The organism is Runella sp. R5_40 (assembly GCF_057652295.1).
In genome coordinates this window covers 19,130-42,914 of the sequence record NZ_JBYFCH010000025.1, presented here as the reverse complement: position 1 = coordinate 42,914, position 23,785 = coordinate 19,130, and the positions used below count along the sequence as shown (strand labels likewise).

Genomic DNA, 23,785 nt, shown 5'->3' with positions numbered 1-23,785 from the left:
GTTTAAAACCCTGACAAAGCCGATTTTTTGTAACTCAACACGTATTTCCCCGAGCCAACCGTCACCGTATTTCGCTCACGGCGATTAATCCACTTGGGCTTAACAGTAGAGGCCACCAGTGCTTTCCCGTTGAAAGTAATGTTATTGGTTGGCGTTGGCGGCAAGCAAATCGTCGCCGTGGTGTTAACAGGCACTTCAATGGTCATCGTAATTAGGTCGCCCTTTTTCTGCCAAGCCGAGGTAATGCTACCATACACCGAACGGTGCGTAGCTTTCAGCGAATTGATAGTGGCGTTCATCGGTTCGGGTTGGATGAGGAACGTCTTAAACCCAGGCGACGTCTCTTTAATCCCCGCCATGTTTTCAAACATCCATTCGCAAATAGAACCGAACGCGTAGTGATTAAATGAGTTCATTCCTGCGGGAAAACCACCTTCTTTGGTGAAACTGTTCCAACGTTCCCAAATCGTATTGGCGCCGTTTTGAATCTCAAAACCCCACGAAGGATATTCTTTTTGGAACAACAACTTATAGGCCGTTTCACTGTAGCCTGTGTTTGAAAGCACTGGCAACATAGGCCGCACGCCCAAAAAACCCGTGGTGAGTTTATTGCCGTTTTTGACCACCAATTCATTCAGCCATTTGGCCGCTTTGAGGGTGTGGGTACTGTCCAAAAGATTCATAAAAATCGCGTTGGCATAGGCCGTTTGGGTATGCCCCTCAAACCCTTGCTCGCCGTCAACGTAGCCCCGACCGTCGCCGTACGCTGCGGCGTTACAAATAAATCGCCCTTCGGCATTGGTGTAATGTTTGAGAAAAGCAGCCTTCACTTTGGTATTTATTTCCCTAAAATGGCTCGCTTCTTTTTCGTCGCCAATGGCCAAGGCCATTTCCTGCATCAATTGGGCGGAGTACGCGTAATACATCGTAGCCAGCATATCTGGCGGCGTTTTTTTGCCCACACTCAACCAATCGCCAAAACCACCTTTGGGATCGACTTCGGCAAAAGCCGTTTCCTTAAACACGTACTCGCCTTTGCTTTTTGTTTCCAAAAACTGCATGAATTTCTTCATTTCTGACCAGTGCGTTTTGATGATTCGGGTGTCGCCGTAGGAGCGAAAAATTTGGTACGGATACACAATCCCCGCCTCCATCCAGCCAGGTGAATAGGTGTCAGTTTTGCGAACCGACGGCGCAGGGGCGTACAGCGGATAGGCGCCGTTGGGGAGTTGGGCATCGTTGAGATCCGCCACCCATTTTGTCCCAAAAGCCGCAATGTCGTTGTTGAGCGTAGCACTTTTTACGTACGCTTGGGCATCGCCCGTCCAGCCCAAACGTTCATCACGCTGCGGACAATCGGTCGGAACTTCCAGATAATTAGACTGCTGCGTCCAAATAATATTATGATACAATTGATTCACAAAAGCATTGTCAGTTTCAAATGTTCCTACTTGGGGGCTAGCCGACGACAGCACAAGGCCCAAAATATCCTGCATTCCGAGGCCATTTTGTAGCCCTTCGACTTGCACGTACTGAAACCCATGGTACGTAAAACGGGGCTCGTAGATTTCACCGTTGGGGTCGCCTTTGGCAATGTACAAATCAGTCCCGCGTGCCTTTCGGAGGTTTTCGGTCATGAGCTTGCCGTCGGGATACAGCATTTCGCCAAACCGAAAAAGAATAGAATCGCCTTTGGCTGCTTTGAAACGCACCTTGATGATGCCCGCAAAGTTTTGCCCCATGTCAATCAAATACGCCTTCGTCCCAATCTGTTTGATATTTTTGGGCGTTAAGCGGGCTACTTCCCGCACAGGGTCACCTGGGAAAGATTGAAATAGACGCTCGGCTTTCTCCGAAATTGTCATCACTTTTTTCCAAGCGGTCTCATTGTATCCCGTTTGATTCCAGCCCGTTAGCTCTTTGTTGGCATCATATACTTCACCGTTCAGAATATCCGACTCCACAATGGGGCCATAGTTCGCTTTCCACGTATTATCAGTCGCAATCGTTTCTTTTTGGCCGTTGGTGTATTCAATTTCCACCTGTGCTTTCAGCGCGGGTACATCGCCATAAAAGTTTTTGACAACGGAATTTCCCACCAACAACGCATACCCCAAATAACCCGCATACCACCCGTAAGAAAGGATAGAGCCCAAGGCATTTTTGCCAAGTTTCAGGTCTTTACTTACGTCAAATGTTTGGTAATAAAGGCGTTTGTTGTAGTCGGTCCAGCCTGGAGTGAGGTAATCATTCCCGATTTTACGCCCGTTGATTTGAAATTCGTACAAACCAAGCGCCGTCACGTACAGTCGTGCTTTTTTGATGGGGCCTTTTACATCAATCTCTTTGCGAAGAAACGGAGCGGGCGGTAGGTGGTATTCTTTTCCCTTTCCTAAATGGTTCAGGTTAAGCCCGATAAAACTGGCTTTCCAGTCGTTTTTTTGCAGCAAACCCATTTCCCACCTAGCGGGTTCGCTCCACGGGCCAGCCCCATTTTTTTTATCCCAACTCCTTACTTTCCAATAGCAGATTTGGCGCGATTCCAGCGGCTTACCCGCGTATTCAATTTGAGAAGTGGTCTCTCCTGTCACTTTTTTACTATCCCACACGTCTGCTTTCCCTTCTTCCAACAGCGCCACCGAAGTCGCCACCAAAATTTGATACCCCGTTTGGTATTGACTAGTGACGGCCGAGGTTAGTTCCCAGCTCAAACGCGGTTGAAGCACGTCCGTCACGGGATTGATTTTGTATTCGCACCGTAAATAAACGGCCTTGAGGTCGCTTTGTGCATACACGCTAACGCCCAACAGCAGGGCAACTGCCAAGGAAAAAAATCGTTGAAACATATCAGTTAAGGGTTTTCACTACTACTACGGGCAAAGTTGAAAGAAATACTACCCACAACTATCCTTCACTACCCTACCCATCAATTATCAACGCACTTTTTGTTTCCACGTTTGGTACTGAGTGCGCATGGTTTCGAGTTGAGAAAGGTAGTTTACGTCCTTGGCTCGATTGATTTTCTCATCGGGGTCGTTGCGGAGGTCGTAGAGTTCTTCGTAATTGTGCTCAATGTACTTCATGTATTTCAGGTCGTTGCGTACCACGCCTTCCACCTTGGGCAGACGAGGCGAACCCAGAAACGTGTGCTCGTAGAAAAATGCGTTTCTGGCGAGTTGTTTTGGCTTTTTCACAAGTTCCGCCAAGTTCACACCTTGCATTTCCGCAGGCACTTTCACTCCCGCCAATTGTAAAATCGTTGGGGCAATGTCGATATTAAGCGCCAATTGGTTGGAGGTCTTTTTACGAAGCTGAGGAGTACGGGGGTCGTACATAATGAGCGGCACCCGAATCGACTCTTCGTGTCCAAACCATTTTCCCGACATCCCGTATTCACCCAAATAATAGCCATTATCACCCATAAAAATAATCACGGTATTGGAATCTAAACCTTTGTCTTGCAAGGTTTTCATCATGTTTCCAACGACTTCGTCCACGCCGCTAATCAAACGATAATACTGCCGTACGCTTTCTTGATACATTCGGTTTCCGTCAAACTGAAAATACCAGCGCTCGCGGGCGATGTTCTTATCGGTTCGGAAAAAATCGGGGAACGATTGCCAGTACTTCGGGTCGGCTTTTTCGGGTTCAGGAATCGAATCGCTGGCGTACATCGGTTTGTATCGCTCTTGAACGATAAACGGGCGCGGATCGCCGTCCTGAATGTGCGGCGCTTTAAAACTCACCGACAGACAAAACGGTGCCTCGGGTTGGGTTTGCGCCAAAAACTGCTGAATGTCGTTGTTGACTTTATCGGTATGGTGAATAAAATTGCCTTGTGCGTCCTTCATTTCGTAATCGGGTTGCGGTTTTTCCGAACCCGCCCAAAAATCGAAGACATTGCTCGGCTGCGCTTTGGGTTCTCCAACGCCGTATTTGCCAATAAAACCGATTTGATACCCTGCTTTTTTCAACAACATTGGGTAAGTATTGGCAAAGGCTGCGGGCTTAAAACTGGTATTAAAATCTTCGATTTTGTGCCTCGACATGTATTGCCCACTCAAAATACTCGCCCGACTCACGCAGCAAATGGACGTCGTTACATACGCCTTTTTGAAAAGAACGCCGCGCGCGGCAAGTTGATCTAAGTGAGGTGTTTTAATCATTCGATTTCCCATCGCCCCCAAGGCGTTCCATCGGTGGTCGTCGGTGAGGAGAAAGATGATGTTGGGTCGCGATGTAGAAGAACCCTGCTTAAACGAAAAGAAAGCAAATACGCTCACTACCAAAGGAATAAACCAACGATTGAATAATTTCATAGCAGCGCGAGGTAACTTTCCATTAGAAGTAGGCGGATGCCGAGTTTTACTTTCGCTTGGTTTCAAAGACAACTAACTGTTGTTCAACATACGCGTCATTGATTAAAAGACCATTTACTTTTTTTAGCCCTTTACTTAACTACGCATTCCAAGTTGATGCAGCAACTGAGCCGCATCACTCCAGTCAATTTCGTGGGGGAGCTTATTGCTTTTAGCAGCTAAGGCAGCTACTGCCCCAGCTGCCTCACCCATTGCAACGGCATTGCCCGTAACACGGTAACTGGCATGGGCGGTAAAATCGCCGCTGATACAGCGCCCCGCCATCATAAGCCCATCGACATCTTTGGCAATGAGCGCTCGTAATGGAATATCATAAGGAATCATCTTGATACCTCCGCGCGAAATGGTTTCTACTTCATTGGTTTTTCGATCAGTAGCATGAATATCCACCCCAAAAGTAGGGCGTGTGACAGCGTCGGTATGACGAGCCCCCACTACCAAATCTTCTTTCGTAACAGTATAACGCCCCTGAATCCGACGCCCGTCACGGATACCTATTTGCTCGGGCGTAGCCACAATTTGCATTCCTTCCCAAGGGCCACCTAGTTTGTTGAGTCCTCTTACGATATTATATACCTCAGCGCGGGCGCGTACAGTAGCGTCGGTGATTTCGGTAGCGTCAAATGCTTTGATATTATACTCATGATTGACCATAATCATTACCAAATTTTCACGAATCAGAAACAACGTAGGCATTCCATAAGAAGGTGTGATACCAGCCCGTTTGATTTCTTTCGCGAAAGCATTGACAGCAGGCACGTGCCAATTAGCCCGTTCTCCTTCGTTGGTATAAAATGAAATGTATTGTTTGAGTGCAGCGGGGTCTTTTACTACTGCCAAGACATTGAGAGTCAGAGGCTGACAGGGACAAGTATCACCGCCTTTTCCAATTTCCCAAGCGTTACCCGCTTGCGCACCAAGATCACCGTCTCCAGTCGCATCAATAAACACTTTGGCCTTCCATGCCTCTCGTCCCGACTTTGATTCTGTAATGGCGGTGGTGAGGCGTTTTTTATCTCGATAAGCGGCCGCTACTCGCGTATGCAATAAAAACTTCACCCCCGCTTCTTGACACATTTCTTCCAAAAGCAGCTTCATTTCGTCGGGATGATACACAAACTGATCGGCGATTTTGTTACGGCGAGCATCTCTTTCGTCGAGTTTAGCCTTGATTTCTTTGGTCAAGCCAGGTTTATTAAAATCAAAGATATAAGTAAGAAGCCCTGCCGTCCATACACCGCCTAAACAACCGTGAATTTCGATAAGCTGGGTTTTGGCACCCGCCCTTGCAGCAGTGATAGCCGCTGATACGCCCGCAGGCCCCGCCCCACAAACCATCACATCTACTTCATCTTTGATAGGTAAGTTTTGTGCGGGTTCTTTAAATGTATTAGCTTCTGGGGATGCTGCCTCTGTTTCCTGCGAAAGTAAAGTAGCGACACTTGTACTGACAATAGCCGATCGTAAAAACTTACGGCGATTGAGATTAAACATGGGGGATAATGATTCAAAATTATCGTTGGAATTCATGATTTCAATGCTTTGAGTGTGAGGGATTAAATTTATGACCTAATAACCTGGATTTTGGTCTTTTACGGGATCGATGGCCGTGTTATAACCCAGTTCGGATACCGCAATAGGCCATAAATAAGTTTTATCAGCAATGGTTTTGCTTTTAGTGGCCATGATGATTTGTTGTGCTTTGCCCGTACGCTTGAGTTCTAGCCAACGTTTGCCTTCGTATTGAAACTCATAGCCGCGTTCTTTGATCACCAAGTCCAAAAAGGAGTTGGCATTGTAGTCAGCCAGCTTGAAGTCAATCGCTGAAGTAGTGGTAGGAACCAAGCCGTAAGCGCGACGATGCACTTGGTTGAGCGCTTCCAAGGCAGCCGCAGTAGGCCCGTTGGCGGCTTGACTGGCAGCTTCTGCATAAATGAGCAATATATCGGCATAGCGGTACCAAGGCGCGTCGTTGCCCGCACCTGAGCCACCAATTGCGTCAGGGTCGATGAATTTTTTTGACAAAATCGACGTAGCCCCCAGACCAATGTTCCAAACATACCAAAGTCCTTTTCGGAGGTCTTTGTCGTCCCAGTTTTTATAAACAGGATTGGTAATGTCGCTGTGATGTCCATAGACACCACCTCCGCCATGAAGCCGCGTACCAGGATGATTGGTGAGCCAAGGCCAAAGATTTCCCTGACCTGATTGACGCGAATACTTGAGGTAAAATACTTCTTCGGCAGTCGTAACGACAGTCGGGCCAAAAATCTTCTGGAAGTCTTCAGATACTTGGACAGGCACCAGCGAAAATTTCTTAGAAAGCATTACTTCTTCTGCTTTATCGCGGGCTTCATTGTAGCGTTTGAGTTCCAAATATACGTCGGCGAGTAGCGTTTTGGCCGCCCATTTAGAAGGACGGCCAGACTGAGATAGTTGTTCGGGGAGACCTGCTTCTGCGACTTTCAAATCCGCCAAAATAAGATCATACACTTCGGCTACGGAATTACGTTTAGCGTTGATATCTGTCATGTTAGCCTCAGTTCTGATAGGTACGCCTCCCCAGTTTCTGACTAAGTGAAAATAGTTAAAAGCCCGTAAGAACTTTGCTTCGGCTAGGTATTTGTCACTATTAGCTTTGGAAATAGACTTGCCGTTAGGAGCGTTTTTGATGACTAAATTAGCATTGCGAATACTCAAATAAAAGCCCTCCCATGCCCCTGCTGTACGGCTAATGTTCACGTTATCGAGCCCTTGAAAATTGTTCAAAACTGCATAACTACCACGTCCGTAAGCATAGTCATTGTGGGCTTCTAAAACAGCGATATAAACTCCCATACCACTGGTATTACTACTACGAAGCGGAGTATAAATAGCATTGACAGCGGCTTCTACTTCGGCTGCTGTGTTGTAGAAAGTTTCGACAGCGAGGGATTTCGGTTCTTCTTTTAGAATACTTTCACAAGAAGATAGCACGCACACCAGTACAAGCAAAAAGGTGGCTATTTTCGAAAAAACAAAGTATCTTTTTTTCATTTTGAATATCTTTTTAGGATGAAACATCAACTAGGCGACTTCACTCAAAAACCAACCCTCACCCCTACCGTCGTGGCTTTGGAGGTGGGATAACTATTGTGATCAAAACCTTGGGCGGTGGAATTAGCCCCCCCATTTGAGTTTACTTCAGGATCCCACCATGAGTAGTTGGTAAGGGTAAGGAAGTTTTGAGCGCTGGCATAAATCTGCGCCGACCGCATCCATTTTATTCCCCAATTTTTGAGAGGAAGGTTATAGGAAATTTGGATATTTTTCAGGCGTAGGTAAGAGCCATCTTCCACAAACCGATTGGAGACATTGGTACGGGTGGTATTGCTCACAATAGGGTACTTGGCATTGGGAGTAGCAGTTGTCCAATGATTGAGATATACTTCACGTGGCATGTTGAGGCCATATCCAAAATCAACCGTGTTGTTGATAGAACTGGTATTAAAAATATCATTCCCTTGGATACCTTGTAAGAAGATACTCAATTCAATATTCTTAAACGACCAATTAGAATTGAAACCATAAATAAAGTTAGGGTTAGGATTACCAATGTAGGTTTTATCTAACACAGTGACCGTGCCATCACCGTTGATATCCTTGTATTTGATTTTGCCTTTATCGTCATAACCATCTTCAATATACCCCCAAAAACGCCCTAAAGGTTGACCTTCACGAAGGATGTTGCGATTGTCAGTGATAGCCGAAATATCTACAAATCCCCCTAAAATATCCTGACCGCCGTAGAGCTTGATGATTTTGTTGCGATTAAACGCAATGTTGGTATTGATATTCCACTTCAATGCGCCTGTCAAAACATTAGCGTTCAGTCCTAGCTCAAGCCCCTTATTTTGTATTTCTCCAATATTTTGAATCGTACTTGTAAAACCCAAAGAAGAAGGTAACTGAACAGTATTGAGTAAATCGCGGGTATTTTTGATGTAATAATCTGCCGTAATTAGGAAGCGATTGTTGAAGAGACCAATGTCTAAACCAAGATCTTTTTGTTCGGTAGTTTCCCATTTCAAATTGCCTGGAAGGACTGTGCCAGGGGCATAGGTAGTAAATAGAGCATCATCAAAAACGGTTTTTCCCGAGAAAAGTTGATTGAGTGTGGCATAAGGGCCAATGGCTTGGCTACCCGTTAGGCCCCAACTTGCACGAAGTTTTAGATCAGAGATAAAGGTATTATTTTTCAAGAATTCTTCGTTCGAAATACGCCACGCCAAAGCTGCTGACGGGAAATATCCCCATTTGTTACCTTCGCTGTATTTGGAAGAGCCATCTATCCGAAAGCTCAAGGTGGCTAAGTACTTGCTATCGTACGAATAATTGAATCGCCCCAAATAAGACAAAAGCGTGGATTTAGAATAACTAGAAGTAGGAATACCAGGGGTATTAGCGGCGGACAAGTCGTACGTTTGACTTGTATTACTTAAAAACCCTACTCCATTTCCTCCCAATGATGTACTCAAAAAATCCTGATACGTAACACCCGCTACGGCCGAGATACTGTGTTTTTGGCCGATAGTTTTGAGATAACTGACGGTATTTTCACTTAAAAGACTGGTAAACTGACTCGTGCTAATTCCTGCACTCCCCTGCGAATTAATGTAGTTATTAGTCGTGTAAGAATCGGTACGATCGTCCATATTTTCAATTCCACCCGAAACCTTGATGGTCAATTCGGGAATAGGATTATAAATAAAAGCTGCGTTGGTCAATATCCTGTTTCCTTTGGTTTGGTTACTTTGCTCATTAAGAGGATTCATAGGATTTATGAGCAGAGCACTAATAAAGGAATAAGCAGTACCAAAAACGCGATATGTACCATCATCGTTGTAAGGCGAAAGAATAGGTGGAGAAGACACCGCTGCCGAAATCAACGATCCCCCACGGTTACCACCCTGACTATTTTGGGCTTGGGTCATAATCCGAGTTAGGGTACTGGCTAGATTAAAAGTAAATTTTTTACTGATGATATGATTGATATTAGTCCGCAGCGAATAACGGTTATAATCACTGCCTCGAATAATACCCTCCTGTCCAAAAGCACTTCCTGACACCGCAAATTGTGTTTTTTCATTTCCCCCATTGATGTTGAGTGACATAGTTTTCATAGGAGCCTTCTGAAACACAAAGTCTTGCCAATCAAAACCTTCACCAAAAGCATCAATTTGTGCCTGTGTGAAATAGGGTCGAATCCCGTCGTTGGTAGCTTGCTCGTTATAAAACGTGGCATACTCGCGAGCATTCATCAAGTCTAGTTTTTTTCGGAGTGTTTGTGCACTAAAACTTGTTTCAAAATCCACGTTGGTTTGTCCAGATTTGCCACGTTTGGTGGTAATAATGACGACGCCATTGGCACCTCTCGAACCATAAATAGCCGTTGCAGAAGCATCTTTTAGGATTTCGATGTTTTCGATATCAGCGTTGTTGAGTACCGTAGGATTGCTTCCCGCAATCGGAAAGCCGTCCACCACATAAAGTGGTTCATTGCTTCCTTGAATAGAATTTGTCCCCCGAATCCGTACACTGACGCCCCCTCCTGGCGCTCCTGTGTTTTGGGTTACTTGCACACCCGCTGCCCGCCCCGATAGGGCTTGCAATACGTTGGCCGTCGGAAATGAATTTAATTCTTTGGATTTGACCTGGGCTACCGACCCCGTCAAATCACTTTTTTTCACCACACCATACCCCACTACCACCACTTCCTCAAGTGCTTTGGTATCTACTTTGAGTTTGATGTTGATTTGGGTACGGTTGCCCACTACCTGCTCTTGTGGCTCGTATCCAACAAAACTAAATACCAACACGGCATCGCCATTAGGTACACTGAGCGAAAACTCTCCGTTGGGGTTGGTGGTAGCACCTCGTTGGGTACCTTTCAGTAAAACACTGACGCCTGGCAGCGGCTCCCCTTTTTCATTGTCCACCACCGTTCCTTTTACGACTTGGTCGGAAGGAACGGTCGCGTTTGGGATTGGCGTGGATATTTCGTCGGAAAGAGCCGCTTTTTCTGGCATTTTTTTGCGCAATAAAATCCGTGACCCCACCACCTCATACGAAATTTGAAGAGGCTGTAACAGTTCTTTGAGCACCTCCGAAAGTTTGTTGGTCGTAGCCAATGAGACTTTTTGGTCGGCTCGAATGGCGTTGGGGCTATACACAAATTTCACCCCAGCTTGTTTTTCGATGGTACTAAATACGCGCTTGATTTCGACCGCCTCAATTTTGAGCGAGATGGTCGTGTTCAGTACTTCCTGCGCTTTGGTGTCGCGGGCACTGGCCAACCCACAAAACAGGATTAGCATGGCAAGTTGAGTAACCGTCATTCTCATTGCTTTGAGCAAGAACGCTTTGGTTCGTCCATTTTTTTGCATAGTTTTAACATGTTTTTGGTTTAGAAAGACAAAAACTACCCGCGGTGGTGCTTCACGCCAATGAATTTGCACCGACCGAACGCCAATTCGGTTGCGGGTCACTCTAGGCCGACAGTGTTGCGAGCATTGTCGGCTTTTTTAGACCTTGTAGGTTTTGAAAACCTATAAGGTCTGTTTAAAACGCTTACTTACAACCTTCGCCATTGATGAACAAACTGGTACCGCGCTGTTCATAAGTGGCATTGATTGATTTACAAATTAAGTCGAGTTGGGTATGGAGTGGGAGTTCGTTCAAATCGGCCGTGAACACACACTGATTAAGGGTTTGGTTTTCAACGATTATTTGTACCCCGTACGCATTTTCCAGTTTTTTGAGGACTTTGGGCAAGGGCGTTTCTTCAAAGACAAACAAAGACGGGGTGGAGGGCACATGAATCACCACGGGCCGTTCAATCAGGCTGGGGGTAAGCTTCCGAGAGGTTTTATCAAACGTAATTTTTTGGTTCGGAGTCAAAATCACCCCGTTTCGCTGGAGTGGTTTTTTGGTTGAATTTTCATAGACCGATACGCGCCCCGTCGCTACTACGACCTCAATGGCCTGGGATTCTTCGTACGATTTTACCGTAAAACTTGTCCCAAGTACTTCGGTCACTAACTCGCCAGCGTGTACGACAAAGGGCTTGGTTGGGTCGTGTTTTACCTTAAAAAATGCCTCCCCTTTCAGAAAAACGCTGCGATTTTTTTGCCCAAAATGCTCAGGATAAGTAACGCTGCTGTTGGTTTTCAACAACACGATGCTGCCATCTTCCAGTTTTATTTCTCGCGGATTGGCCGCCGTATTTTTTACTTCAATGCCGTTGGGGGTTTCTATTAGTGGGCTAATCGCCACATCGTTTACGTCTATGCGACGCGTATTCCACCAAAAAACGCCTGCCAAGACAACCACCGATGCCGCCGCAGCCCAGCTCACCCAACGCCACCGTGGACGAACAATCTCCGCTTCGGGCGTCCAAACTGTTTGTTGAATATTTTGCCAAAGCCGTTTTTTAACACCGTTTTTTTCTGGTTCTTCCAACGTGAGCGATGTATTCTGGAGTAAATGAGCCTGCCAATCATGAATCAGTTTTTCCTCGTCGGGCGTGCAATCCCCCGCGAGGTACTTTTCAAGCAACTGATTAAATTCGTGTTGGTTCATGTGTTTGGTTTGTTATGAAGAAATGGGTGGATTAATTGTCAGAATGAAAAGCTTTCAAATGTTCTTTGAGCACTTTGAGCGATTTGGTAATGTGATACTCAACCGCCTTTTCGGATAGATTTAATTGCCGAGCGATTTCCTTGACCGATTGGTTTTCGAAGCGACTTAACTTGAAGACTTCCACACTTTTTTCGGGCAATTTTTTCATTGCTTCTTCTACAGCTTTCGACAAATCGGCAAATTGGACGCTTTCGTCGGTCGCGTACGACTGGCGGATTTCGTTAAAAATCAGGTATTCTTGAAATTTTCGCTGGGTGATTTGCGACTTGATGTAATTGGTGCTCAGGTGCTTGATAGAAACCACCAAATACGCACTCAAATGACGTATCACACTCACGTGGCGTTTTTGCCAAAGACTTTCAAACAGGTCTTGTACCAATTCTTCTGCTTCTTCGCGGGTGCCTGTTTCGTGGTAGGCTACTCCCAATAATTTATACCAATAGCGGTTGTATATCTCCTCAAAAGCGCCTTGGCTGTCGCTCCTCAGAAAATCGACTAATTGGTCATCGGAAAAGGTTTGGTACTTCATCGCATGGTGTTCGGTTAGTGTATAGTCAATTAAGTCGTCAAAACCCCTAGAATGATTTTAAAAAATCTTCAAAAATTAATATATACCCACCCAATCCACACAAAAAATCCCTGCCACTTCGAGTAGCAGGGATTTTCGTAAGCAAAGTATTACAAAGACTAGCGCGTTTTCACGTATTCATCCCAGTTGATTTCGGCTTGTGGACGCGCCAATTGTTTGAAGATAGTCCCACGGTCGAGGCTCACGTCAACGTTGGTGGCGTTGAGGCGGTCGTAACGGCGCAAATCCACCCAACGGTGTCCCCAAGGCTCTGCCCAAAGTGAGTAGCGGCGTTGGAACAAAATTTCGTCGATAAGGGCTTCTTTGGTCGTAGCACCCGTGTAGTTTCCAATTCCCGCTGCCGTACGGATGCGGTTAATGGCCGCCACGGCTTCGGTCGTTTTGTTGAGTTGGGCGTTGGCTTCGGCAGCGATAAGTACCAGTTCTTCGTTACGGAAAAACTTGATTTCGCTGGTATTCGCTGCATATCGGTTGTCTTGGTACTGACCCGCAAGCGGCGTTCCGTCGGAAGTAACCGAGACCGCAGCCGTACGACGGAAGAACTTCGTGCGTACGCGCGCATCTCCTGCGATTGTATCACGCAATACCGACGGGTGTACAACCACTAGCGTACTTACAGCGGCATTTCTTACAAAAAACAACGGATTGAACGCATCTGGGGGAGCACCGTAGGTGTGAGCAGGCCCCGCTTCTAAACTACCCGTGGCACTGTAAAACGACGCGTTGACGGCATCCAATGCTCCTTGCCAATCTTGACGATAAACGGCCAAACGGGCTGCAATCGCGCGGTTCATCTGACGAAGCGCCGCAATCGTTCCGAAACCGTTGCCCGTAAAACCTGTTGTCAAACGCAACGGAAAGTTACCCGTTCCACCCGCACCAAGTTCGGTATTTCCTTCGTCCAAAATACGCTTGATTTGCGTAAACGACTCCGCCAATGGCAAAAATGGCCCTGGGTTTTGTACATCTTTGACATCAATCCGAATGCCGTTTTCGTATTGCCCCATAGCCACAATCAGGTATTGATACGCCATAAGGGTTTTGGAAAAGCCCGAAATCGCATTCTTTTCTTCGGTCGTAAACGTATTGGTGTTATTCACCGCATCAATAACTGTCAGTGCTTGGCGAATCGCGAAATAGGGTTGCTGGTAAGTATTCAAATATCCAAACATATTGGGCGTTGCCTGGCGGCCGTTCATTCCGAGCCAGTCGGTTTGCCAACGCGGGTCAGAAGCGTTTAGATACCAAAGTTCCCTCCCTAATGTTCCAAATAGCGCTGTTACGGTAAAAAGGTAATCACGGTGACGCGACTCAAGGCCCGTTACTAAGTTTTGCACTTGCGTCCGCGACGCATTTTGGCTCACACTTCCCAATGAAGGGTTGTTGGGGTCATTGGGCGTATCGAGGGTGAAAAAGTTACACGAACTCATCAACAACAACAGCCCTACAAAAACCGAGTTTATATTTTTCATTGTCTTTATCATGTTTTAAAATTCAACAACTAAATGACCAAAAAAGCGACGCTGCGTAGGATACGGAGCAATGTCAACGCCTGACGCTACTGCCTGCAACCCGAACGTAGAAGTCTCGGGGTCGTAACCGCGGTACTTGGTAAATGTCAATGGGTTTTGGCAAGAGAAACCTACTTTCACCCGTGATATTTTGTTATTGGACCACTTGCTCAACGAATTGGTAGGCACGGTGTAGTACAATGCTGCCTCGCGCAGACGAAGATAAGTCGCATCTTGTACCCAGCGGTCAGCTCCATTGTGTGGCGCCAAACCTCGCTGACGGCCATTAGGAATACCGTCGCCATTGTCGTCGCGGAACCAGTCAGGAGAGGTTCCACCACCATCCCACAAGAACTCAGTTAAGTTGATGTTATCTCCACCTTTTTTCCAATGCCAAAGCATGTTAAAATCAAAGTTTTTCAAAAAGTTGATTTCATTGCTCCACGACATCTGAAAATCAGGCTGGTTGTTTCCTAAAAGATAAGCTCCCACGTTCACCTTTTCGGCAGCTGGGGTATCGTTGGCATCGCGTGCGGGTCGCGTTCCAACGATGGTCGTAGGCGAAAACCCTTCTTGGTACAAGAACGTACCAAGAGTTACTCCAAAACCTCCTGAGACGTAAGCAGGAATACCCAATTTAGTAAGAAGGATGTCATTTTTCCACCACAATACGCGTGAGCTCCAGCGAATTTTTTCTTTTTGAACAATGGTTGCCCCCAACGAAAGTTCTACCCCACGGTTTTGAAGCTGGGCCAAGTTCGTAGGAATGGTACTGATCCCCACCGCAGGAGATAGCTGCAGGTTTTGGATATTGCTGCGCGTTTGTTTGTCGTAGTAAGTAGCTTCGAGTTGGATGCGGTTATTGAATAATCCTAAGTCCAATCCAAACTCCAACTCACCTGCACGCTCAGGTTCGATGGCCGCGTTTCCTGCCGCAGTCGTTACGACCGAGCCGAGCAAGCCACCAATGTTTGCCGAGTTAAGCGGCGTAAAAGTTGTCCCAAAACCTGGTACCCCCGCCGTTTCACCGTACGCTACGCGGGGCTTAATTTGCGAGAAAATAGAAGACAAACTAGAAGAACGAATAAAGTCGAAGTTGGCTAGGTTGATGGCCAACGACGCTTTTGGGAAAGCCCAAAACTTGTTGGCATCACCGATGAGGGTTGATTTATCCCAACGTACCCCCGCCGTCGCGATGATTTTATCGTCCCAGTTGGCTTCTTGCTGTACAAATGCTCCTACGTCGGTAATGCTCTGGAAGCGTTGGTCAAAAATCTCTTGTACCGTTCCTTGGCGCAAGTTGGTTTGCCCCCCTGCCAATCCACGCGAACGGTTCAACAAACGGTCTTCACGGAAATTGAGACGAACCGCGCCTACCTGCGACGTGAGGTTTAGCTTGCCTATGTTCCAATTATACACCAAGGCTGCCTGCAAGTTAGTATTGACGTTTTCGGTTTTACCCCAAATCACGTCACCAGGGTTTCCTTGGGCGCGTTGGTATTGTAAATCTTCTGGAAGATAGACGAACGTCGTGCCTTGTGTGTAGTCAAAACCTCCTTGCCCCACGAGTTTGAGCAATGCTTTTTCTGATTTGTAGAGATTGGCCGTCAGGTTGAATGACTGAATAAAACGGTTGACGTTGGTGTTATTAATTCCACGGTCTGTCACTGCTACGGGGTTTTCGGCAAAATAAGGGTTATCGGGATAGCGACCACTTGCATCTGGGAACAGGTTGAAATAGTTTGGTACGTACGCAATGTTATACCCGATACTCGCTCCAGAGTTGTTTTGGTTTCCCGTAAAACCACGGTCAGAGTTGGTATTGATGTAATTTGAACCTACTGAAAGCGTAATGTCGTTGGTGAGTTTGTGGTCGATATTGGCGCGTAGCGAATAGCGTTTAAAGCCCGTGCGACGAATAATCCCTTTTTCATCCGTCAACGCACCTGAGATAAAGAACTTCGTTTTATCGTTTCCTCCCGAAATACCTAGACGGGTATTAGAAAGTGGGGCGGTGTTTCCGTAAAAATACTTTTCGTAGTCCCACGTTTGGCCATTGGCTGCGCGAAAACGCTCCAATTCGATGGGGCGACGAGCAGCCGCAAAAAACGTATTGATTTTATCTTCACTCCAGTTGTCCACCCCAAACAAACGTTGCGGCGTCGCCATTCCGTAGTCTTGGGCAAACGACACTTTGGTTTTTCCCGCGCTTCCGCGTTTGGTTGTGATAATAATAACCCCCGCATTGGCACGCGTACCGTAGATAGCCGCCGCCGACGGGCCTTTGAGTACCTCTACGTTTTCGATGTCGTTGGGGTTTAAGTCCGAAATACGGTTGGAGGCATCGTCTTGGGTTTCTGCCCCTGCGCCCGTCACCGAAGCGCGCCCAGAGCGGTTTACGGCATTGTTGGCATACACTCCATCAATGATGTAAAGTGGCTGCGATGCCCCCACAAGCGACGAAATCCCACGGAGCTGAATCGACACCCCGCCACCTGGCGCACCACCGTTGGTGTTCATGTTGACCCCTGCCAGTTTTCCGTAAAAAGCATTGTCCACCGTCTGAATTTGGGTGGTTCCCATCAATTCTTTGGCCGAAATAGTTGCCACCGCATTGGCCAAATTAGAACGTTTAATGCTCGATGCCAAACCCGTAACGACCACTTCTTGGAGATTTGACACGTCTTCCGTTAGGGTTACATCAATGGTGCTGTTGTTTCCAACTGCCACCTCTTTTGACTGAAATCCAATGGACGAGAAAACCAGAATGGCATTCTTTTGATTTAGGGTAATGGAGTACATACCATCTCCCCCACTGACCGTCCCAACGGTTGTCCCTTTGACAACCACATTTGCACCTGGAATGGGCGACCCATCCGATGACTTGACCGTTCCGCCGATTTTGGTTTGGGCTACTGCAACGAACGACAGCAGCCACATCCCCATAGCAAAAGCAAGTTTTGCCACTGAGGAATCAGTAGATTTGAACATAGATTTGGTGTTTAATTTAGTTTAGTTAATTAGTTAGTATAGTCAACTCAACAACAATAGCGAATGCTTAATTGTTTTAACACCCATTTGGTTTTAAACCATCGAAGAATTTTATGCTGTTGCGGAAGAGTTGCGGAGGCAATAATATTCAAATAATTCTATTTAAGAAAAGATTTGAACTAAATTTATATTCTAAACAGAAGAAAATATGGCAAACGCAAAAAAAACAAAGCGCCTTTGTCTGAACAAAGGCGCTTTACAATAAAAGACATAATTTAGTTACAAACTTTTCAAATAAGCAATGCTTTTAGGTACTTGTTGGCTCCAAGTAGGACTTTCATCCTCAATAAAATAGTGCTTAATACCAATCTTTTTTGCCTCGCGAATCACCCCAGCCACATCTACTTGTCCCGTTCCTAAAACGACATCATTTTCGAGCGCCGTGCCGCCCGTCAAATCGCCTTTTACTCCTTTGCGAAGGTCTTTGAGGTGAACCAGTTTGAAGCGATTTCCGTATTTTTTCAATAAGCCCACAGGCTCTGCTCCGCCGTGAAATGCCCACAAAATATCTATTTCAAACGACACATAGTCAGGGTTGGTATTTTTGACGATGTAGTCAAAAAGCGTTCCTCCTTCATACGGCTGGAACTCGTAGCCGTGGTTGTGGTAGCAAAACGTGATGCCGTTTTCTTTTAACACTTTGCCAATTCGGTTGAAGTCTTCGACGGCTTTTTTTGCTTCTTCAAACGTAAACCCTCCTTTTACTTTGTGCGGAATCCAAGCACACATCAAGAATTTTGAGCCCAAAACCTTGGCCGTTTCTGCTGCTTTTTGGGGGTCTTTGACCAATTCATCATAGCCTCCGCCTGTTCCCACAATGCTGATTCCGCGTTCTTCGCACATTTTACGAAATTCGGCAGGGGTCGTGCCTTTTTGTGCTCCGCCTTCGAGTTCGGTGATACCAAGTGATTTGAGGGTATCCAATGTCGCAGCTACGTTTTTAGGAAAACTCGCCCGATAGGTATAGGCTTGCATCCCAACGGGAAATGAATATAATTTCCCTTTTTGGGCTAGGCTCTCGCCGACAATGCCCATCAATGAGAGCAGTACGCCTCCCATTAAGCTTAATTTTTTCATCATTTTTGAAGTTAAGAGCGTTTACTACAAAAGGTATTTTCTGGTAACGTTTACTGTTTTTCTGTGTGCATTCCATCTGTGGGTTTCTGTGTGAAAATGTTTTTCTCGCAGATTGGCGCAGATGGAATACCCGCAGATGGACGCGGAGGTTAGTCTTTGAAGTATTTGTCCAACACTTCCTTGGGTTGCCATTGGTCAGGCTTACGCACGATGCCTTTATAATCAAAGGTTTGTGGGAGAATTTCTGAAGCAGTTAGTGGTGCCATATCGCCGTAAAACTGCTGATGTTTCCGTAGGTCTTCGGTCATCGTTTTTACTTTATCCGCAAACTCTGGCTTTCCCGCTAGGTTATTGAGTTCATAAGGGTCTGATTCTAAATCAAAAAGCTGAGTATAATCCACTTGCGGGTACCGAATCAACTTCCAGCGACGGTCACGGACGGTACGGATGGAGGCCCGATAGGCCGTAAACACCTGTTCTCGCACCGATTTGGTTTTTTGCTGTAAAATGCCTGAAATGTCTTTTCCTTCCAAATCTTTCGGCGCGGCGATTCCTAGTTGCTGGCAAAACGTGGGAAATAAGTCAAATAAATAGACAAAAGCATCGCTGCGTTGCCCTTTGGGGATACCTTTTCCGCTCACAATCAACGGCACTCTCATGCTGTGTTCGTATAGGTTTTGTTTACCCAACAACCCGTGGCTTCCCATCGCCAGACCGTTGTCGGCCGCAAAAACAATAAGGGTATTTTTATCCAAGCCTTTTTCTTTGAGTTTAGCCAAAATCTTCCCAATCGCCTCGTCAAGGTGGGTAATCATGGCGTAATATTCGGTCAACTGCGCTTTGATGACCTCGGGCGTGCGCGGAAAAGCCGCCAACATCTCGTCGCGTTCGCTCATGCTACTGCCAAAATGAAACGGGTGAGCAGACATAAAATTGGGCGGAAGCGGCGACGTTCCGTAGCGTTTGAGATAGTCGGGCAAAGGCGAGCGCGGGTCGTGGGGAGCCGTAAATGCCACGTAAGTCACAAACGGTTTCGAGGCCGTTTGTTTATCCAAAAAATCAATGGCCGTTTGGGCAAAATGGTCGGTTGAAAATCCTTTTTTTACGGGTTCGGTGAAAGTCCCATCGGCTTTGAGGTCGCACATGGGGGTTTGATAATGGTCAGCCATTCCACCCAACATGACATTTTTGGCCTCCATAAAACTTGCCCCAACTGCTTCGGGCTCGTTGTGCCATTTGCCCGTCATAAACGTATGATACCCTTGCTGACGCAGGAGCATAGGCCAGGTCGTTACGCCTTTGAGCCGGTCAGTCACTCGAAAATACCCTTTTCCGCTCATCAGCATCGCCCGACTCGGGGCACAAATCGCCCCGTGCAAACCACCCAAAATATGGGCTTCGCTGAATAAGGTTCCGTTTTGGGCAAGCTGGTCCAGATGCGGGGTTTTGACGTAAGGATTTCCGTAACACCCTAGGGCGTCAGCACGGAGGTCATCGGCAAAAAGAAACAAAATATTGGTTTTAGTAGATTGCGCTAACGTTTGATTGGCCACAAAAAAGCCCAGCGCAAAAAGTATAATTCGAAACATACGAAGGAAAGAAAGGGGTAAGGTTCTTATTTTATAAAGTACAAAACCGCCTTTTATACCTAAGTTAAACACATAGTTCACATAGAGTTTTCACAATAGGTACATAGCCATATAGTATGTTTTCTATGTGTATATGCTCATGTGCCCTATGTGTTTTAAAATCAATGGCTCAAAAGACATTACTTAGTCGTTCCGAAAAGCTGCTTCAATTGGTCGAGCACTTGCCCACCTCCCGCAATCGAAATGGTGTTGATTTTATCGGCAATTTTCTCGACGTACTCCATTTCTTTTAGGCGGAACAACATTTCGTTTTCCTCCATCAGTTTGGCGGTGTTGAGCAAGCTACGCATCGAAGCGGTTTCTTCTCGGCGCATGATGATGTTGGCTTGGGCTTTTTTCTCCGCCACCAACACTTGATTCATAATTTCTTTCATATCGCCTGGCAAAATCACATCCCGAATACCGCAGCCTACGAGGGTGAAGCCTAGTTTGGCTACTTTATCGGCCGTTGCGGCCAAAATAAACTCAGAAATTACTTCTTTTTTCTCAAGCAATTCGTCCAAAGACAGCGTCCCGATGTACTCGCGCAACGCCAATTGCATGAGGATATAGAGCTGTTTATCAACTTCTTTGTTCTCCACAAGTACCTTCATCACATCAGCGACTTTGTACTGAACGTGAAAGTTGACGCGCAACGACGCTTTGTCTTTGGTCAAAATCTCCTGCCCCGCTACCTCTAGTTGTAGCTGACGCATATCGACTTTTGAAACAAAAACCGACAAGTTGTTTCGCCACCAATAATAGGTTCCTGCTTCTAGCATCTTTTGTAGCTTACCGTCCACAAAAAGCAACCCTTTTTCGTAAGATTCTACGGTATAAGTACGCATATACGTTAGTACCTCTTTGGCAGCAAGTGCGGCCAAATCAATCTCTTCGGTAATCTCTACTTTGCTTAAGTCCACCCGAACGTAGCGATAGTTGATGATGCTTTTCCAAAACGCATAACGCCCTGGTTTAAGCACCGTTTTGAATAGCTCGTTTTCGTACTGCAACACAATCTCGTTATCTTTTACCTCTACCACGTCGAGCATAGCTGCCAACGTATTGTCTTTCAGTAAAATATCTAACGCGCAAGGCGCGACGAAAGGCTGAGTTGTATTGTATATTTTCACGGTCTTGAAAGGCGCCAACCAGTGTGTACCCTCTGTAATGGCTTTTACGTACGTTTCATCCCGAAAAACTAGCCCTACTTGATAGGCGTTGATGCGAACAATTTTCATGATTTTAAGCATTAATGATGACTGTTTCAGTTTAGCTTCAGGACAAAAAACACTTCGTTTTTTGAAGGCGGAAGCGGGTTTTTGTCTTTTTTGTTTAGGATTGTTTTCAACGGTTTTCCTTGGTTTTCCAAACAGCGTAATGCTTGTTTGCCAAGCCAAGTTTGTTCGTCAAAAAGAACCTCAAACGCGAAAAACGGCATTGTCCCGTTTGCTGGCTTTCTCCAAACTGTGACGAGATTGCCCCGTCACAGAAGCGTTTTTTGCCCTTATTAGCCCGATAGTGACCATTTTTGGTGAAGCGGCCTTCTTCTACGTCTGTTACTCTACCCAGCTGAGTTACATGGCTTGCACCAAGGAGGGATTCGAACCCTCGACCCACAGTGTGAAAGTCAAATTAGAGCGATTTCGACAGCATACCGTGCGATACGTCGGCGGTACTATGTGGCGATGAACACCAGCATCAGGTTCGTTATCGTTAACTTGACGATACAAAGGTTTATACCTTCTGCGCAGTCTTTTTGCGCAGTTGAAATTATTTTCGGAAATTTTCAAAAAAACTGGTTTATCCCATGCCCGCCAACCGCAACGCCCTCATACGGTACAAGACCATTGATGCTTGTTTACGTAACCGCTACCGCAAATGGACGCTCGAAGACCTCATTGAAAAAGTCTCCGAAGCCATGTATGAATACGAAGGCATGGACAAAGGCATCAGTCGCCGCACGATTCAGGCCGACCTTCAAATGATGCGAAGCGATAAGTTGGGATACTTTGCCCCGATTGTGGTAGTTGACAAGAAATACTACACCTACGAAGACCCCGCCTATAGTATTACCCAAATACCACTAACCGAGTTGGATTTGCAGCGGATGAACGAAGCCGTGGAAGTGTTGCGCCAATTCAAAGGGTTTTCGCATTTTCAACAGCTGACAGATGTCATTCAAAAGCTAGAAGGGCACGTGTATGCGGCCAAGCACCAACAACAAACCGTCATTGATTTTGAGAAGAATGAAAACCTGCGGGGGTTGTCGTTTTTGGAGACCTTGTACCAAGCCGTGGTGCAGCAGAAGGCGGTTTCGATGACTTACCAATCGTTTCGAGCCAAAGAAGCCAACCAATTTACGTTTCATGTATGGTGGCTCAAAGAGTACAAAAACCGTTGGTTTGCCGTAGGAATCAAAAACCAACTCTCCGAAGTGCTTCACTTGGCGTTAGACCGAATCATTGAATGTAGTATCGACGACGACAAGCCCTTTCGAGCCAACGAACACCTGCAGCCCGAAGCGTTTTATCAGCACGTCATTGGCGTGACGGTCAGCCCCAATCAGCGCCCCCGACGGGTGCGGCTTTGGGTGGCTGCGGCCCACGCTCCCTACTTAGAAACCAAGCCACTGCACAGTTCACAAGTAACGCTGGAACGCCAACAAGAAGGGGTTGTGATTGAGCTTTTTGTCCAACTCAATTTCGAATTAGAAAAAGAAATTTTGGGATTTGGAGAAATCATCAAAGTCTTGTCGCCCGACGCCCTCCGTAAACGCATTCAACAGCGTTTGAAGGAAGGTGCTGAGAATTACGAATAAGTGCTTTTATTCTAAAACACATAGGGCACAAATAGAATACATAAGACATTGTTGATTCAAGAAAAAAGAGGCAATAACCATTGCTGATTATTGCCTTTCAGGGTAGGGTAAAAAGTGTATAAATGCTTAAATCTGTGGCAATACAGGGCGTTTTGCCAACGAGTCGTTGATAACTTTCAATACATGCTCGCGTTCTTCACCTACCAATGGCAAGCGTGGCTGACGAACATACTCCGTTCCTAAGCCCGTAGCGACTTCGGCCAATTTGATATTTTGTACAAACTTCGTCGAAACATCAAGGTGCAATAGTGGGAAGAACCAACGGTAAATCTCGCGTGCTTCGGCGATACGGCCTTGTTTCGCTAATTCATAAATCACAACCGTTTCGCGTGGGAAGGCATCCACCAATCCAGCAATCCAGCCATCAGCGCCCATCAAAAGGCTTTCCAGTGCCAGGTCATCTACCCCCGACATAATCTTGAAACGTCCACCCAATTCGTTGATAATATCCGTCATATAACGCACATCACCTGTTGACTCCTTCATGGATTCAAAGTGCGCATTTTGAGCCAAATCTTTAAACATCGGAATGCTTACAAAGGTCTTGTACGCCACGGGGTTGTTATATACCATGTACGGAAGGTCAGTAGCATCGGCGACGGTGTGCATGAAGTGGAGGGTCTCGCGGTCGTCAGAAGGGTAGCGCATCGGCGGCAACAACATGATACCATCAGCGCCCGTTTTTTCGGCTTCTTTTACGAAATTCACCGCTACTCGGGTGCTATTTTCAGCTACGCCAATCACCAACGGTACACGGTCGGCAATCACCTCGCGCGCCGCTGCCAAGAGCGTTAATTTTTCATCGTACGTTAGGGTACTGTTTTCTCCCAACGACCCACAGATGATAATTCCGTGCACTCCTGCCTTGATTTGTTCGTCGATGTTGTACGTAAACATCTTGATGTCTAATGTTTCGTCCTCGAAAAACTTCGTCGTGACGGCGGGGTAAACTCCAATCCAGCTTGGTTTCATATTTTTGGTCTATTTCT

14 protein-coding genes are annotated in these 23,785 nt (G+C 46.3%); 1 reads left to right on the top strand and 13 read right to left on the bottom strand.

What is annotated here, in order from left to right; genetic code table 11:
* Positions 1–2: 2 nt before the first annotated feature.
* The 12 genes from AC23N5_RS27165 to AC23N5_RS27110 form a co-directional block, all read right to left on the bottom strand.
* A complete protein-coding gene (locus tag AC23N5_RS27165; protein WP_487757950.1) occupies positions 3–2,846 on the bottom strand; it encodes a family 78 glycoside hydrolase catalytic domain in 2,844 nt (947 codons plus the stop codon).
* An 87-nt stretch (positions 2,847–2,933) separates the two neighbouring features.
* Complete coding sequence (locus AC23N5_RS27160; protein WP_487757949.1) at positions 2,934–4,319, bottom strand: sulfatase family protein; 1,386 nt, start codon at positions 4,317–4,319, stop codon at positions 2,934–2,936.
* A gap of 135 nt (positions 4,320–4,454) precedes the next feature.
* Positions 4,455–5,909, bottom strand: coding sequence for an FAD-dependent oxidoreductase (locus AC23N5_RS27155; RefSeq protein WP_487757948.1), 1,455 nt, complete (start codon positions 5,907–5,909; stop codon positions 4,455–4,457).
* Positions 5,910–5,948: 39 nt separating this feature from the next.
* Positions 5,949–7,415 (bottom strand): RagB/SusD family nutrient uptake outer membrane protein, encoded by a 1,467-nt coding sequence (locus AC23N5_RS27150; protein ID WP_487757947.1) that lies wholly within the window; start codon positions 7,413–7,415, stop codon positions 5,949–5,951.
* Between the two features lie 44 nt (positions 7,416–7,459).
* The gene (locus AC23N5_RS27145) at positions 7,460–10,804 is read right to left on the bottom strand and encodes a TonB-dependent receptor (protein ID WP_487757946.1); all 3,345 of its coding nucleotides are present in this window, start codon (positions 10,802–10,804) and stop codon (positions 7,460–7,462) included.
* Between the two features lie 184 nt (positions 10,805–10,988).
* Positions 10,989–11,999 carry a FecR family protein gene (locus AC23N5_RS27140; protein WP_487757945.1) on the bottom strand — a complete coding sequence of 337 codons (1,011 nt, stop codon included), beginning with the start codon at positions 11,997–11,999 and terminating at the stop codon, positions 10,989–10,991.
* Positions 12,000–12,030: 31 nt separating this feature from the next.
* Positions 12,031–12,588, bottom strand: a complete 558-nt coding sequence (locus AC23N5_RS27135) for an RNA polymerase sigma-70 factor (protein WP_183975102.1) — start codon at positions 12,586–12,588, stop codon at positions 12,031–12,033.
* 158 nt (positions 12,589–12,746) lie between these two features.
* Positions 12,747–14,120, bottom strand: a complete 1,374-nt coding sequence (locus tag AC23N5_RS27130; RefSeq protein ID WP_487757944.1) for a RagB/SusD family nutrient uptake outer membrane protein — start codon at positions 14,118–14,120, stop codon at positions 12,747–12,749.
* 15 nt (positions 14,121–14,135) lie between these two features.
* Positions 14,136–17,150 carry a SusC/RagA family TonB-linked outer membrane protein gene (locus AC23N5_RS27125; RefSeq protein WP_487757943.1) on the bottom strand — a complete coding sequence of 1,005 codons (3,015 nt, stop codon included), beginning with the start codon at positions 17,148–17,150 and terminating at the stop codon, positions 14,136–14,138.
* A 279-nt stretch (positions 17,151–17,429) separates the two neighbouring features.
* Positions 17,430–18,287, bottom strand: coding sequence for a sugar phosphate isomerase/epimerase family protein (locus tag AC23N5_RS27120; RefSeq protein WP_183975740.1), 858 nt, complete (start codon positions 18,285–18,287; stop codon positions 17,430–17,432).
* Between the two features lie 149 nt (positions 18,288–18,436).
* Positions 18,437–19,876, bottom strand: coding sequence for a sulfatase family protein (locus AC23N5_RS27115; protein WP_487757942.1), 1,440 nt, complete (start codon positions 19,874–19,876; stop codon positions 18,437–18,439).
* A 179-nt stretch (positions 19,877–20,055) separates the two neighbouring features.
* A complete protein-coding gene (locus tag AC23N5_RS27110) occupies positions 20,056–21,156 on the bottom strand; it encodes a slipin family protein (RefSeq protein WP_487757941.1) in 1,101 nt (366 codons plus the stop codon).
* Positions 21,157–21,725: 569 nt separating this feature from the next.
* Between AC23N5_RS27110 and AC23N5_RS27105 the strand changes: the two genes are divergently transcribed.
* Complete coding sequence (locus AC23N5_RS27105; protein WP_487757940.1) at positions 21,726–22,736, top strand: helix-turn-helix transcriptional regulator; 1,011 nt, start codon at positions 21,726–21,728, stop codon at positions 22,734–22,736.
* A 126-nt stretch (positions 22,737–22,862) separates the two neighbouring features.
* Here AC23N5_RS27105 and AC23N5_RS27100 read toward each other — a convergent pair whose 3' ends face one another.
* Positions 22,863–23,768, bottom strand: coding sequence for a dihydrodipicolinate synthase family protein (locus AC23N5_RS27100; protein ID WP_183975109.1), 906 nt, complete (start codon positions 23,766–23,768; stop codon positions 22,863–22,865).
* Between the last annotated feature and the right edge of the window lie 17 nt (positions 23,769–23,785).